Here is a 13,838-nt window from a genome sequence, read left to right as displayed (position 1 = left end):
GCAAGTGCCCGTTCTCGTGCAGCTTCTCGATGAACTTCTCGGTGATCAGCTGATGCACGTCGCCCGAATGCCCCATGCCGGAGCCTTCGTAGATGGACAGGCTGATGCCGTAGGCGTCCAGCGTGTTCTTCTGCGCCTCGTGGTTGCGCTCGACGTACTCGGCGATGGTGCCGTCGAACTCGCCGGCCTCCACCAGCTTGCGGTAGCCCTCGTTGATGGGCGAGCCGAAGCAGTCGGTGCCGCTGATGAAGCGCACGTTGGCCGCGCCGATGCGGTCGCGCAGGAAGCGCGCGAAGGCGTCGGCCGGCACGAACACCCCGGCGATGTGGCCGAAGTGCAGCGGCTTGTTGCCGTAGGGCATGCCCGCCGTGACGACGGCGCGCTTGGGCCACGAGATTCGTTCGTTGCTATTGGGCGATGCTGCCATCGGTGTCCAGCTCCTTCAGCGCTCGGGCGATATCGTCGGTGGAAACGTTGCTCTTTGACATGAGGTCGAGCAGGCTCGACAGGCTGCTCGTGGGATTCTTGAGCGTGACGGTGGTGTAGTGCGCGATGTTCGCCAGCTCGGCTGCCTTCGCCACGGCGTCGTCCTTGGTGCCGATCTCGTCGGCAAGGCCGTTCTCGACTGCCGTCATGCCGGTGAACGTGAGACCCGTGGCCAGCGCGCGCACGTCTTCGACGGGCATGTCGCGACCCTCGGCCACGGTCTGGATGAATGTCTCGTTGATCTGGTCGACCTGATCCTGGTAGTAGGCGCGCTCCTCCTCGGTGAGCGGGCGCGTGCCGTAGCTGGAATCCTTGCTGTCGGCGCTGGTGACGTTGTCCACCGAGATGCCCAGCTTCTCCATGAGGCCGGACAGGTCGGTAACCTGCATGACCGTGCCGATGGCGCCGATGGCCGTGGTCTTGGCCGTGTAGATATAGTCGGCCTGCGAGGATATCTCATAGGCGGCGCTCGCATTGACGGACGCGCTGGACACCACGACAGGCTTGCCGGTGCGCTCGGAGAACCCGCGCACGTAGTCGGCCATCTCCTCGCCCGCCGTAGCCGTGCCGCCGCCGGAGTTCACACGCAGTACGACGGCCTTGATATGGCTGTTCTTCTCGGCGCGATCGAGCTGGGCCTTCAGGCCTTCGGGGCTGGAGGTGGTGTTGTCGTACTGGATGGTGCCGTCGATGTCGATGACGCCGACCGCGTCGCCCGTGAGGTAGTCCACGTCGTCGACCGTGGAGCCCGTGCCGAAGGACCCGAACGACGAGGACATGACCGACGTGCACGACCACATGCCCAGCGCCAGCAGCGCGAACACGAGCACGACGGCCACGAGGGCGACGATCCAGCCGCGGCTTTTCTTCGGGGGCTGCACGGCGTAGCCGTACGGCGCGGCCGGCGCGACAGGCTGCTGCGGCGCGGCAGGCTGCTGCCACACCTGCTGCTGCCAGTTGTTGTCTTGAGACATGGTCCCTCCTTGGTTCATGCGTCTGACCATACTACCGTATGCGACAGGGAACCGCACCCAACGGATGCGGTTCCCTGGTGGTTTCCATTATAAGACCGCGACCGGCGCGCACGGTGTCGGCCGGATGACGGATGGGCGCGCCTAGAACTCCAGCGAGCCGTCGGCCTTTGTGTGCTGGGCCTTCTTCGCCGTGCGCACGAGGAACTCCTGGTTCGTCTCGGTCTGCTTGAGCGACTTGATCAGCATGTCCATGGCGCGTTCGGTGCTGTTCGTGTTCGCGAGGATGCGGCGCACGGCCCAGATGAGCGGCGCCTCCTGCGGCTCCAGCAGCAGATCCTCCTTGCGGGTGCCCGACGCCACCGGGTCGATGGCCGGGAAGATGCGGCGGTCGGCCAGGTTGCGATCCAGCTTGAGCTCCATGTTGCCGGTGCCCTTGAACTCCTCGAAGATGACCTCGTCCATCTTCGAGCCCGTGTCCACCAGGGCTGAGGCCAGAATGGTCAGGCTACCGCCGTGCTCGATGTTGCGCGCAGCGCCCAGGAATCGCTTCGGCGGGTAGAGCGCCGTGGAGTCCACGCCGCCCGACAGGATGCGGCCCGATGCCGGCTGCGCCAGGTTGTAGGCGCGCGCGAGGCGCGTGAGCGAGTCCAGCAGCACGACAACGTCCTTGCCGCATTCCACGAGGCGCTTCGCGCGCTCGATGACCAGCTCGGACACGGCGATGTGGTTCTCCGTGGGCATGTCGAACGTGGAGGACACGACCTCGCCCTTGATGGAGCGCTCCATGTCGGTGACTTCCTCGGGACGCTCGTCCACGAGCAGGCACATGAGGTGCACTTCGGGGTTGTTCGCGCTGATGGCGGCGGCGATGTCCTTGAGGATGGTGGTCTTGCCCGCCTTCGGGGGGCTGACGATCAGTCCGCGCTGGCCCTTGCCGATGGGCGACACGAGGTCGATGACGCGGGCGGTGACGGTGTTCTTGCCGTGCTCCATGACGAGGCATTCGTCCGGGTAGACCGGCGTGAGGTCGCCGAAGCGCACGCGGCTGCCCAGCTCCTCGACGGGCGTGCCGTTGACGGCCGTGACCTTCTGGATGGCGGCGTACTTCTCGTTCTCGCGCGCCGGGCGCGTCTGACCGGACACGAGATCGCCCTTGCGCAGGCCGTTGCGGCGGATGGTGGAAAGACCCACGTAGCAATCCGTCTCGCTGGGCAGGTAGCCCTGCGTGCGGAGGAAGCCGTAGCCGTCGGCCAGGATGTCGAGGATGCCCGACACCTCGATGAAGCCCTCGGCCTTGACACTGGCTTCGAACACGGCCTCCACCAGCTCGGCCTTCTTGAGGCCCGTCACGTCGAGGTTGAGCTCGGCGGCCTTCTCGCGCAGCTCGGCCACCTTGAGCTTCGCCAGCTCCTCGCGCGACACGCTGGGCTGCACTTCGCGGTTGCCGCGGTTGTTGTCGTGCTGGCGACGCTGACGACGCTGGTTCTGGCTGTTGTTCTGCCGGTTCTGGCCGCCGCCCTGCTTCTGGCGATTGCTGCCGCCGTTGTTCTGCTTGCCGGCGTTCGAGGCGTTCTGGCGGCGGTTGTTCGAACCGCCCTGCGGCTGTTGCTGCTGCGCGCCGCCCGCCTTCACCGATTTGCGCGGCGTGCGCGTGGCCGACGAGTTGCGGCCCGGAGTGGCTGCGCCCTCGGCCTTGCCCTGCGTCTTCGCCTTCACGCTGGTGGAACGTCGCTTGACGGGAGCGGCCGCAGGAGCCTCCGTGGTTGCTTCGGTTTCGCTCATGCTTGCTGAACTTTCTCCCAGTCCTTCATGAACGCATCCAGGCCGCGGTCGGTCAGCGGATGTTGCACGCACTTCTTGAGCGCAGCGAACGGCACCGTGGCGATGTCGGCGCCCATGAGGGCGGCCTGCGTCACGTGGTTCGCGCTGCGCACCGACGCGGCGATGATCTCCACGTCGTGGCCGAAGTCGTAGTTGTTCACCGCGGCCACCACGTCGGCCAACTGCGAGATGCCGTCCTCGGCGATGTCGTCGAACCGGCCGACGAAGGGGCTGATGTAGCGGGCGCCGGCGCGGGCGGCCATGATGGCCTGCGGCACGCTGAAGCACAGCGTCATGTTGACGGGGATGCCCTCTTCGGAGAGCGCCTTGGTGGCGGCGAGACCCTCCACCATGGTGGGGATCTTCACGACCACGTTGTCGGCAAGCGCGGCCAGCTCGCGGCCGTCGCGGATGATCTCGTCGCGCGTCATGGCGACGCTTTCAGCGGAGACGGGCCCGTCCACGATTTCGCAGATGCGCTTGATGTGGTTGTGGAAATCGTCGAGCTTGCCTCCGGTGCGCGCGTACAGCGTCGGGTTCGTAGTGACGCCGGCGAGCACGCCCCAGCTGGCCGCCTCTTCTATTTCGTCGAGATCGGCGGTGTCCAGAAAAAACTTCACCCAGGTCCTCCTTATACAATGGCTATTACAGGTGAAACGCGCGCGACGGCGCGCATGGATTCCGTGATGAGATGCGGGTGTGTTGGATGTGTGCTGTGAGATAAAAGAACTGATCATCATGGTACCGCATGTGTTTCCTTCGTTCAAGCGCAAAGCGGCAGGTATCGTGTAAAAGCGATGGAGGAAGGTCTACGAAACGGTGCGGGCGCGCCTTGCGGACGGCGTGATCCTCAATCTTGCTCGAAACGACCGAGACGCTTCAGCAAAAGATCCATCTCCGTCTCGCGCGTGACGTTTTCCACGAGGCCGACGGCCTTGACGGGCGCGCCCGCCTCGTTCGGCATGGCCAGAAGCGTCACGCGGTTCCACGCACGCGACCCGTCTCCCATGATGGCGCGCACAACCGCCGACGTGCGAGGCGCGCCGGCGTAGAGGTCTCGGTAGATGGCGCGAAAATCCTCGATGGACTCCTCGGCAACCGTCCCCTGCTCGATGAACCCCTCCGGGGCGTTCGCCACGGTCTCGGCCAAGCCGAACGCCTGCTGCAAGAACTCCGAATAGCGAGCGGTGCGCGTGGGGATGTCCAGCTCGAACACCACCGTGCCGCTGGCTTCCAAGGTCATCTCGAAGCGCTGCTCGCTCTTGCGCAGCGCCTCCATGTACTCCATGCGCTCCGTGACGTCGGTCACGGAGCCGTACACCGTGGCCGAACCGTTCGTCGTGTTCAAATGGAACAGGCGCATCTTATGCCAATGGCAGCCGTTCGTTCCCATGCGGCGCACGACCACCTCCACCCCGTCGTCGGGGCAGGAGCGCACCGTCTCCTCCGCCGCGGCCACGAGGGCGTCCCGATCTTCGTCATGCACGAAAGGAAGCAGGCTGCCGCCCTCCTCGGCGCCGTTCACGCCTTCCCCGAGCGTCGCTATCAAGCGCCGGTACGCTTCGTTGCCCCGAATCAGGCGCAGATCGCCGTCGGCATACGAGTACAGCGCCACCGAGCCGATGATGCTGGAAAGCATGCGGTCGCTGATGGTGTTCTCATGCAGCAGATCCCTGAAATCGAGGATGGGACGGCGCGCATCCTGCAGAGCGCATTGCTCGTGCTGAACTTTCGAACCGTCGGTCAGCAGCGCCTCGAACGCCGCCGCCTCCATCGGGCGCGCGTAGTAGTAGCCCTGCGCGTACGAGCACCCCACGTCCAAAAGGAAGTTCACCTGCTCGCGCGTCTCCACGCCTTCGGCGATGACGGGCAGGTCCAGCCAGCGCGCCATGCGGATGACCGATTCCATGATGTCCTTGCTGCGCCGGTCGTCGCGGTCGAGGAAGCGCATGTCGATCTTCAGCACGTCGACGTTGATGTCCTTCAGCATGTTGAGCGACGAGTAGCCGCTGCCGAAGTCGTGCATGAGCACGGTGAAGCCGCGCTCGGCCAGCTCGTCGAACGCGGCCACGATGCGATCGGGGCGTTCCGAATAGGCGCTCTCGGTGATCTCCACCTCGATGAGCGACGGTTCGATGCCGTAGCGCTCCACGAGCGCATGCAGTTCGGCGGCCACGTCCACGAGGTAGATGTCGGCGCGCGACACGTTCACCGACACGGGAACGGGCTGCACTCCTTCGTCGATGAGGCCCCTGATCCACGCGGCGGTCTTCTCCCACACGCGCAGGTCGAGTGAGCGCACAAGGCCGTTGCGCTCGATCAGCGGGATGAACTCGCCCGGGGCGACGATGCCGCGCTCGGGATGGCGCCAACGGGCCAGCGCCTCGGCACCCACGATCTTGCCGGTGCGTATATTGCATTTCGGCTGGAGGAACAGCTCGATGCGATCCTCGCGCAACGCCGATTCTATGCCGGCGACGACCTCGCGTTCGAGGACGAGCGCCTCGCGCATGCCGGGGTCGTACAAAGCCACGCGGTCGAAGTAGCTGCCCTTCACCGTGCGAAGCGCGATGACCGCGCGGTCGCACATGATGCTGACCGGCGAAGCAGGATCCTCGATGCGGTACACGCCCGCGCGCACGATGGCGTCGATGCCGTTCGGACATTCGGAGGAGATGTCGACGAGGATGCGCTCGACGCGCTCGGGGCGGATGCCGGTCGCGCACAAGGCGAACGTATCGGCCGCAAGGCGCGCGAGCGGTTGCGCCCCGTCGGGCGAGAAGCGGAGGGCGAGGGCGCGACCCAGGTACCTTAGAAGCTCGTCGCCGCAATCAAGTCCGTGCAGATCGTTGAACAGTTTGAAATGGTCGACATCGAAGCAGACGATGCTGACATCGCGTGCGCCCGAATGCCTAAGATACGCAGCGGCCTCGTCGAAGAAGGCTTCTTTGCCAAGCAGCCCGGTAGCGGCATCGATGCGCGGGGCTTCAATGGAAACCCGAGCGAAGCCGGTCGAGCCCGCTTCCCCGTCACGGCCTGCCGTCGACTTGTCAGTCACTCGCGTCCCCTTCTAAACCATCCCGTAATCGAACGCAATATTATGAGGCACGATCGGCATCCTCACAACCCCTATGATGCAACGGCTCAACATAAGCGGAATCCTCGGGCCTCGCTGCACTGAGCGTTCCGAGCGAGAGGCGGCTAGCGGGGGAACGCGCGGTAGAAGCAGGTGCGCTCGCCGGTATGGCAGGCCGGACCCGCCGGATGAACGAGCGCGAGCAGCGTGTCGGCATCGCAGTCGTAACGCAGCTCCACGAGCTTCTGCACGTTGCCCGAGGTGGCGCCCTTGTGCCATAGCTCCCGGCGGCTGCGGCTCCAGAACACCGTCTCGCCGCGCTCGAGCGTGAGCGCAAGCGACTCCTCGCTCATCCACGCCATCATGAGCACCTCGAGCGTGTCTGCATCCTGCACGATGCAGGGAACGAGCCCGTCGGCGTTGTAAGCGATGCCAGGAATGTTCATACCTATAATCCTCACTCGATCGATGTACTGCGGCTGCTTGCGCAACCGCAGCCTGCATCCGCCCCTCGCTTCTCTCCTGCGAAGGCGGAAGGCCGGCGCGTGAACGTCCTCGGGACGATCCCAAACCATGCCGTCGGATCGTCCGAAAACCGGATCGCTCCTCCACCTGTGCGGCCTACGGCGTTCTGAATGGCGAAAAGCCATCGAATTCGGAAGACATCGCCCGTTTCAAGCGCATGCGGCGCCCGGGAGCGGAAAGGAGCAAGCCAGCAACCAGGCTCTATGCGCAAAAAGAGCCTCCGACGAGCTTGCGACCCAGCTAGAAACTTCCGAATTCGATGCTTTTTCGCCAGTCGCAGCGCTTTCAGCTGCACGGAAGGCTCGGCCGTGCGACCCCTTGACGCGATGGAGGATCGCGGTCGAGCGACCCGTCGTCGCGTTCGCTCCGGAAACGAGGGCCGCCCCACCCCTACAGCCGCACGGGGATACCCTGGGCGCGCATATGCTCCTTCACTTGACGGACGGAAAGCTCGCCGAAGTGGAAGACGCTTGCAGCCAGCACGGCATCGGCCTCGCCCTCGATGACGCCTTGGGCGAAGTGCTCGAGCTTGCCCACCCCGCCCGAGGCGATGACCGGGATGTCCACCGCACGCGCGACGGCGCGAGTGAGCGCGCAGTCGAAGCCGTCGCGGCTGCCGTCGCGATCCATGCTGGTGAGCAGGATCTCCCCCGCCCCGCACCGGGCCGCCTCCTGCGCCCAGGCGACCGCGTCGATGCCCGTGGCCTTGCGCCCGCCCGCAACGTAGACCTCCCATTTGTTCGGGTTGCCCGTCACCTGCTTCGCGTCGATGGCGCAGAGGATGGCCTGCGAGCCGAACGCCGCGGCGGCGCTCGTGATGAGCGACGGATCGGCCACGGCGGCCGAGTTCACCGACACCTTGTCAGCGCCGGCCGCGATCATCGTGCGAATGTCGGCCACGCTGCGGAAACCACCGCCCACGCAGTACGGCAGATGCAGTTGCTCGCTGGCGCGGCTGGCAAGGTCGACCGTGGTGGCGCGGTCGTCGCTCGTGGCCGTGATGTCGAGGAAGATCACCTCGTCGGCGCGCTCCTCGTCGTAGCGCTGCGCGAGCTCGATGGGATCGCCCGCGTCGCGCAGGTTCACGAAGTTCACGCCCTTGACCACGCGACCGTCCTTCACGTCCATGCAAGGTATCACGCGTTTCGCTAGCATCTCGCTCCTTCCGTCGTTGCTAACGCAACGACGGACGTGCCGACGCTGCGCGGGTACTTCGCGGCACGCTTGCCGCTCCAGGTTCTCCTCACGTGCCCAAGGCACGCTTCGTCGAGCCTTCGCGGCAATCGCGCTCGCGAAGAACCCGCTCGCTGACCTTACCAAACATGTTGGACTCACATTCCACAAGGGTTCGCCTGGACGGCGGCGGCCTCGGCTCGGCGCGTGGCCTCGTCGCAGGCGCGCACGCCCTCCTGCACCGACAGCGCGCCCTCGTACACGGCGCGTCCCGCGATGACGCCCTCGATGCTGCCGGCCACCTCGCCCAAACGCACGATGTCGTCCACGCCGGCCACGCCGCCCGATGCGATCACCGGATGTCCGAACGCCTCGGCCATGCGCACGTACGCCGCGGCCTCGATGCCGGTCTGCATGCCGTCGCGCGCGATATCGGTGTACACGAGGTGCCGGAACCCGAGCGCCGACATGTCGCGCGCCAGCTCCTCGGCGGCCACGCCAGCGCCCTCGCGCCACCCGGCCACGGCCACCTCGCCGCCCTTCGCGTCGATGCCCGCGCACAGCAGCTTGCCGTACTGCGCGATGGCGGCCTCGGCGAAGTCGGGGTCGGCCACGAGCGACGTGCCCAGCACCACGCGCGACACGCCCGCGTCCGCCAGGCGCGCGATGGTGTCGAGCGAGCGCACGCCGCCGCCCACCTCCACCTTGAGCAGGGTCTTGCGCATGATGCGCTCGACGATGGCGATATTCTCAGGGATGCCCGAACGCGCGCCGTCGAGGTCCACCACGTGCAGCCACGTCGCGCCCTGCTCTTCGAACAGCTGCGCCTGCGCGGCGGGGTCGTCGTGGTACACGGTCACGCGGTCGTAGTCGCCTTTGGCGAGGCGGACGGCCTTGCCGCCCAGAATGTCGATGGCTGGAAGCAGGTACATGGCGCTCACGCCCCTTTCACGATGGACACGAAGTTCTGCAGCAGACGCGCGCCCGCATCCGAGCTTTTCTCGGGATGGAACTGCACGCCGTACGCCGCCTCGCCGTACTGGACGGCGCTCGGGAACGTCACGCTGTGCGTCGTCTCGCCGACGACGAAGGGACCCGACGGCGCGATGTAGCCATGCGTGAAGTAGAAGTAAGTGCCCGACGGTATGCCTTCGAACAGGGGGCATTCCTGAAACCTGTCCGCGAGGAGCTCGGCAACGCCCAGTCGCTCAGACAGTCCTGCTCGCTCGGACAGTCCACAGGACTGTCCGGCTCGTGCGGAACTCGCTTGGTGGGCGCCGCCGAACCCCTCGCTGCCGTCTCCGAAATGCACGGTGTTCCAACCTACATGTGGCACCTTGTAGGAGAGGGAGTGTTCATCCTGTTTCGGCATCTTGGTTACCACGCCCGGCAGCACTGCCAGGCCGCGGGCGTTGTGGGTCGAGGTTTCGTCGTCCTCGCGCGGCGCGCCTTCGACGCCTTCTTCGAACAGGAGGTGCATTCCCAGGCAGATGCCGAGGAACGGCACGCCGGCGGCTATGCGCTCGCGGATGGCGTCCATCTGGCCGAGCTCGCGCATGGTGGCGGCCGCGTCGGCGAACGCGCCAACGCCGGGCAGCACGATGGCATCGGCTTTGGCGATGGCGGCGGGATCGCTCGTGACGAGCACCTCGGCGCCCGCCGCGACCAGACCGCGCTCGACGCTTTTGAGGTTGCCCTTATGATAGTCGACCACGGCGATCATAGCGCGCCCTTCGTCGAAGGCAGCGCATCGCCGATGCGGGGGTCGAGCTCGACGGCCTGGCGCAAGGCGCGCGCTGCGGCCTTGAACGACGCCTCCACGATATGGTGCGCGTTCTCGCCAGCCAGGCTGCGCACGTGCAGCGTAAGTCCCGCGTTCGCGGCGAAGGCGATGAAGAATTCCTTGGCCAGCGACGCGTCGAACGTGCCCAGCATGACGCAGGGCACGTCCACGGCCCAGTGCAGCTGGCCGCGCCCCGATATGTCCACGGCCGCCAGCACGAGAGCCTCGTCCATGGGAAGCGAAAGCGACCCGAACCGCGCGATGCCGCGCTTGTCGCCGAGCGCACGCGCAACGGCTTGGCCCAGCACGATGCCCGCGTCCTCCACGGTGTGGTGCGCGTCCACCTCGATATCGCCTTTTGCGCGCACGTCGAGGTCGATCAGGCTATGCCTTCCGAAGGCCGTCAGCATATGGTCGAAGAACGGCACGCCCGTCTCGATGTCGGTCGCACCCGCGCCGTCGAGGTTCACCGCGACGCGGATGTCCGTCTCGTTCGTCGTGCGGACGATTTCGGCGGTTCTCTGGTTCATGGTTGGCCTTTCTTTATCGCTGGTCCAGCAACGTCAGCGAGGGTTTCCGTGGTGCCCGAGATCGTGGGGAGGGCGAGGACGAAGCGCGCCCCGAAGGAAGTCCCCGTAGGGGATACTTCGGTACGCGAGTCCTCGACCTCGCCGCGAGATCGGGCACCACGGGAAGCCGCCCCCTACGGGGACTAGCTTCGCGTCGCAGCCGTCGGCTCGTTCCGTCGGCCGTCAGGTCGACGGAACCTTCAAATCGCACTTGCCCATCACCGCATCGCGCAGCGCGCGCAAAAACGCGTCGTTCTCCTCGGAGGCGCCCACGGTCACGCGCAGGCAGTTCTCCAGATGCGCCGCACGCGAGAAATCGCGCACAAGCACACCGCGCTCGTACAGCGCCTCCCAGATGACGGGCGCGTTCTCCACGCGGAACAGCACGTAGTTCGCATCCGACGGGAAGGGCTTCACGCCGGGAATCCTCTTCAGTCCCTCGATCAGGCGGGCGCGCTCCTCGATGACGGCCAGGATGCCGCGCTCGAACTTCGCGCGGTTCGCGTACACCACGCGCGCAACGGCCTGCGAGACGGCGTCCACCGAATACGGCTGGCGCACCTTGACGAACTCGCGCACGACCTCGGCGTCTCCCAGGATGTAGCCCATACGCGCCCCGGCCAGGCTGAACGCCTTCGAGAACGTGCGCAGGATGACGAGGTTCTTGTGCTGCGCCAGATACGGGCGCATCGTCTGGCGCGAGAACTCGAAGTAAGCCTCGTCCACCATCACGAGCGCATCGGTGGCGTCGAGCAGCCGGAGGATGAACGTCTCGCTGGCAAGCTGCCCCGTGGGGTTGTTCGGGCTGGTCACCACCAGGTAGTCGATACCGCCCTCGGCGACGCGCGCCAGCACGGCCTCCTCGTCGATGGAGAAGTCGGCGCGGCGCGGCACGTCCACCACCGACGTGTTCGTGAGGCGGGCGTTCGCGTCGTACACCGAGAACGTGGGCGGCAGGTTGAGGAACGTGCGCCCCGGCCCGCCCCACGCCAGCGCCAGGTTGAACAAGAGCTCGTCGCCCCCGTTGCCCACCAGCACCTGGTCGCGGTCGAGCCCGTTCGCTTCGGCGATCATGTCGCGCAGGTCGTTGGCCAGCGGGTCCGGGTAGCGGTTGAGGGGCAGGCGCTTCACCTCGCGCATGATGTCGCGGCGGATCTCGTCGTCGACGTCGTGCGGGTTCTCGTTCGCCGAGAGGACGGCGGTGACGGGCAAATACTTCGGATCGTAGGGCACCACGCCCGCCAGCTGGGGCGCGGCCGCGCACACGCTACGCATCGGCACCCCCGTCTCCGGCCGCGCGGCCCGCTCCGTCGCCGCCCTCGATCCCATACACGTTGCCCGTGTCGAGCAGGTTCTTGCGCATCTCCACGCTCATGGCGTGCGCCCACAGGCCCTCGTGGCGCGCGATGGTGGTTACCATGTCGGCATCGCGGGCGAGCGCCTGCGACGAATACTGGATGACGCTCGACTTCTTCACGAACTCGTCCACCGACAACGGCGAGGCGTAGCGCGCCGTGCCGCCCGTGGGCAGCGTGTGGTTCGGGCCGGCGGCGTAGTCGCCCACGGCCTCGGGCGTCCAGGCGCCCAGGAAGATGGCGCCCGCGTTGCGGATGGCGCCCAAGAGGTCGAAGGCGTGGTCGACGTGCAGCTCGAGGTGTTCGGGCGCGATGGCGTTCACGGCCTCGATGGCTTGCGGCATGCTGTCGCACACGACGATGAGGCCCTGGTCGGCCAGCGATGCCGCCGTGATCTCGGCGCGTGTGGACGACTTGAGGTGGCGCTCAACCATGCGCTCCACCTCGTCGGCGTAGGCCGCATCGAACGTAACCAGGTAGCAGGCGGCCAGCGGGTCGTGCTCGGCCTGCGCCATGAGGTCGATGGCCACGAGCGCCGGATCGGCCGTGGAGTCGGCCACGACGCACACCTCGGACGGGCCGGCGATCATGTCGATGCCCACATCGCCCGACACCACCTTCTTCGCCGCCGCCACGTAGGCGTTGCCGGGTCCGGTGATCTTGGCCACGGGCGCGATGGACTCGGTGCCGTACGCCAGCGCGGCGATGGCCTGCGCGCCGCCCACCGCGTAGATTTCGGTGACGCCCGAGATGCGGCACGCCTCCAAAATGGCCGGATCCAGCGTTCCGTCGGCCGTCGGCGGCGTCACGCATACGATGCGCTTCACGCCGGCCACGGCGGCCGGCAGCGCGTTCATCAGCACCGACGACGGGTACAGCGCGCGCCCGCCCGGCACGTAGATGCCCACGGATTCCAGCGGCTCCACCTTCGAGCCCACGAGCGCGCCGTCCTCGCGCACGGTGAACCAGCTCTGCTGCTTCTGGCGCTCGTGGAAGTCGCGGATCTGTGCGGCGGCCTGACGCAGGGCGCGCGCCGTCTTGTCGTCGACGTTCACGATGGCTTCTGCGATAGCCGCCTGCGACACGCGGAACTCCTCCACGCGCACGCCGTCGAACTGCTCGGTGTAGGCGCGCAGGGCCTCGTCGCCGCGCTCGCGCACGCCCTCGATGATGGCGGTGGCCGCCGTCAGGGCCTGGGCGTTGAACGCGCCGGTGCGCTTGAGGTGGGCGTTGGTGAACTGCTCGCCAGGTTGCAAGATGATGCGGCGCATGGGCTACTCCTTTTCCTCGCCGGCCGGGCTCGCGGAGGCTTCCGCGTTCCGCTGCAGCGTATTCGCCAATTGTACGATACGCGCGTCCGTGCGGAACGCGCAGGTGTTCGAGAAGAAGCGCGCGGTCGACGAAAGGACTTCGTCCACCACCACGAGGTCGTTCTCCTTGAGCGTGGTGCCGGTGGCCGTGATGTCGACGATGCGCTCGGCCATGCCCGTGAGGGGCGCCAGCTCGATGTTGCCGTGCAGCTTCACGATTTCCACCTGCGTGCCCGTCTTCGCGTAGTGGGCGCGCGTGATGTTGGGGTACTTCGTGGCGATGCGCAGCGATCCCAGGCGGCGGTAGTGCTCGCCTGTGGCCTCGGCCGCACCGGCGGGCTCGGCCACCACGAAGCGGCATGCGCCGTATCCGAGGTCGACCAGCTCGACGACGTCGGACTGCGCTTCCAGCAGCGAGTCCTTCCCGCAGATGCCGCAGTCGGCCGCGCCCAGCGACACGAACGCGGGCGCGTCGGTGGGCCGCACGATGACGTACTCGACGCCGGGGTTGCGGATGATGAGCTGACGGCCGGGGTCGTCGAGCCCGGTCGTATCGAGGCCCGCGGCCTCGAGCGCGGCAACCGTGTCGGCGTTGAGCGAGCCCTTCGGCACCGCGATGCGCAGCGGGCGCGCGGCTTCGTCGTCGACCGAGCGCTCGGCGGCGGCGGCCGCGGCCATGGCCTGCTCCAACGAGAACGCGAAGCCGGCGGCCGGGCGGCTCTCGCCGTACGAGCCGATCATGTTGTCGTAGCGCCCGCCGCTGCCC

The 13,838-nt window shown here is 66.8% G+C and carries 13 protein-coding genes; all 13 read right to left on the bottom strand.

Going from position 1 to position 13,838, the window contains the following annotated elements:
• Positions 1 to 427 (bottom strand): class I tRNA ligase family protein (locus ACMO6A_RS09715; protein WP_418471170.1); only part of this gene is annotated, 427 nt, incomplete at its 3' end.
• Complete coding sequence (sppA, locus tag ACMO6A_RS09710; RefSeq protein WP_009608843.1) at positions 408 to 1,460, bottom strand: signal peptide peptidase SppA; 1,053 nt, start codon at positions 1,458 to 1,460, stop codon at positions 408 to 410. The genes sppA and ACMO6A_RS09715, both read right to left, overlap by 20 nt.
• Positions 1,461 to 1,601: 141 nt before the next feature.
• The gene (gene rho / locus ACMO6A_RS09705) at positions 1,602 to 3,242 is read right to left on the bottom strand and encodes a transcription termination factor Rho (RefSeq protein ID WP_309422136.1); all 1,641 of its coding nucleotides are present in this window, start codon (positions 3,240 to 3,242) and stop codon (positions 1,602 to 1,604) included.
• Positions 3,239 to 3,901, bottom strand: a complete 663-nt coding sequence (gene fsa, locus ACMO6A_RS09700; RefSeq protein WP_009608849.1) for a fructose-6-phosphate aldolase — start codon at positions 3,899 to 3,901, stop codon at positions 3,239 to 3,241. The genes rho and fsa overlap by 4 nt, the downstream gene beginning before the upstream one ends.
• Positions 3,902 to 4,131: 230 nt before the next feature.
• Complete coding sequence (locus ACMO6A_RS09695; protein ID WP_418471169.1) at positions 4,132 to 6,339, bottom strand: EAL domain-containing protein; 2,208 nt, start codon at positions 6,337 to 6,339, stop codon at positions 4,132 to 4,134.
• Between the two features lie 143 nt (positions 6,340 to 6,482).
• Positions 6,483 to 6,803 (bottom strand): phosphoribosyl-AMP cyclohydrolase, encoded by a 321-nt coding sequence (gene hisI / locus ACMO6A_RS09690; protein WP_009304782.1) that lies wholly within the window; start codon positions 6,801 to 6,803, stop codon positions 6,483 to 6,485.
• Between the two features lie 469 nt (positions 6,804 to 7,272).
• Positions 7,273 to 8,037, bottom strand: a complete 765-nt coding sequence (gene hisF / locus ACMO6A_RS09685) for an imidazole glycerol phosphate synthase subunit HisF (RefSeq protein WP_009304783.1) — start codon at positions 8,035 to 8,037, stop codon at positions 7,273 to 7,275.
• Positions 8,038 to 8,213: 176 nt separating this feature from the next.
• Positions 8,214 to 8,987, bottom strand: a complete 774-nt coding sequence (gene hisA, locus ACMO6A_RS09680; protein ID WP_009608881.1) for a 1-(5-phosphoribosyl)-5-[(5-phosphoribosylamino)methylideneamino]imidazole-4-carboxamide isomerase — start codon at positions 8,985 to 8,987, stop codon at positions 8,214 to 8,216.
• 5 nt (positions 8,988 to 8,992) lie between these two features.
• Positions 8,993 to 9,778 carry an imidazole glycerol phosphate synthase subunit HisH gene (gene hisH, locus ACMO6A_RS09675; protein WP_009304786.1) on the bottom strand — a complete coding sequence of 262 codons (786 nt, stop codon included), beginning with the start codon at positions 9,776 to 9,778 and terminating at the stop codon, positions 8,993 to 8,995.
• A complete protein-coding gene (hisB, locus tag ACMO6A_RS09670; protein ID WP_009304787.1) occupies positions 9,775 to 10,368 on the bottom strand; it encodes an imidazoleglycerol-phosphate dehydratase HisB in 594 nt (197 codons plus the stop codon). The genes hisH and hisB overlap by 4 nt, the downstream gene beginning before the upstream one ends.
• 222 nt (positions 10,369 to 10,590) lie before the next feature.
• The gene (hisC, locus tag ACMO6A_RS09665) at positions 10,591 to 11,682 is read right to left on the bottom strand and encodes a histidinol-phosphate transaminase (RefSeq protein WP_015760393.1); all 1,092 of its coding nucleotides are present in this window, start codon (positions 11,680 to 11,682) and stop codon (positions 10,591 to 10,593) included.
• Positions 11,675 to 13,033: a histidinol dehydrogenase gene (gene hisD, locus ACMO6A_RS09660; RefSeq protein ID WP_009608801.1), complete on the bottom strand. Its 1,359-nt coding sequence runs from the start codon at positions 13,031 to 13,033 to the stop codon at positions 11,675 to 11,677. Before hisD ends, hisC begins: the two co-directional genes overlap by 8 nt.
• 3 nt (positions 13,034 to 13,036) lie before the next feature.
• Positions 13,037 to 13,838: ATP phosphoribosyltransferase (gene hisG / locus ACMO6A_RS09655; protein ID WP_418471168.1), on the bottom strand; the 802-nt coding region annotated here is incomplete at its 5' end.

It is taken from the genome of Eggerthella sp., from assembly GCF_048329335.1.
Lineage (GTDB): Bacteria > Actinomycetota > Coriobacteriia > Coriobacteriales > Eggerthellaceae > Eggerthella > Eggerthella lenta.
This window is presented reverse-complemented; position numbering and strand designations above follow the sequence as displayed.

Excerpts from the sequence above, each read along its gene's own strand:
- sppA (WP_009608843.1), bottom strand. The coding sequence starts at position 1,460 with ATGTCTCAAGACAACAACTGGCAGCAGCAGGTGTGGCAGCAGCCTGCC.
- hisA (WP_009608881.1), bottom strand. The coding sequence starts at position 8,987 with ATGTACCTGCTTCCAGCCATCGACATTCTGGGCGGCAAGGCCGTCCGC.
- hisC (WP_015760393.1), bottom strand. The coding sequence starts at position 11,682 with ATGCGTAGCGTGTGCGCGGCCGCGCCCCAGCTGGCGGGCGTGGTGCCC.
- rho (WP_309422136.1), bottom strand. The coding sequence starts at position 3,242 with ATGAGCGAAACCGAAGCAACCACGGAGGCTCCTGCGGCCGCTCCCGTC.
- hisI (WP_009304782.1), bottom strand. The coding sequence starts at position 6,803 with ATGAACATTCCTGGCATCGCTTACAACGCCGACGGGCTCGTTCCCTGC.
- hisD (WP_009608801.1), bottom strand. The coding sequence starts at position 13,033 with ATGCGCCGCATCATCTTGCAACCTGGCGAGCAGTTCACCAACGCCCAC.
- hisB (WP_009304787.1), bottom strand. The coding sequence starts at position 10,368 with ATGAACCAGAGAACCGCCGAAATCGTCCGCACGACGAACGAGACGGAC.
- hisH (WP_009304786.1), bottom strand. The coding sequence starts at position 9,778 with ATGATCGCCGTGGTCGACTATCATAAGGGCAACCTCAAAAGCGTCGAG.
- hisF (WP_009304783.1), bottom strand. The coding sequence starts at position 8,037 with ATGCTAGCGAAACGCGTGATACCTTGCATGGACGTGAAGGACGGTCGC.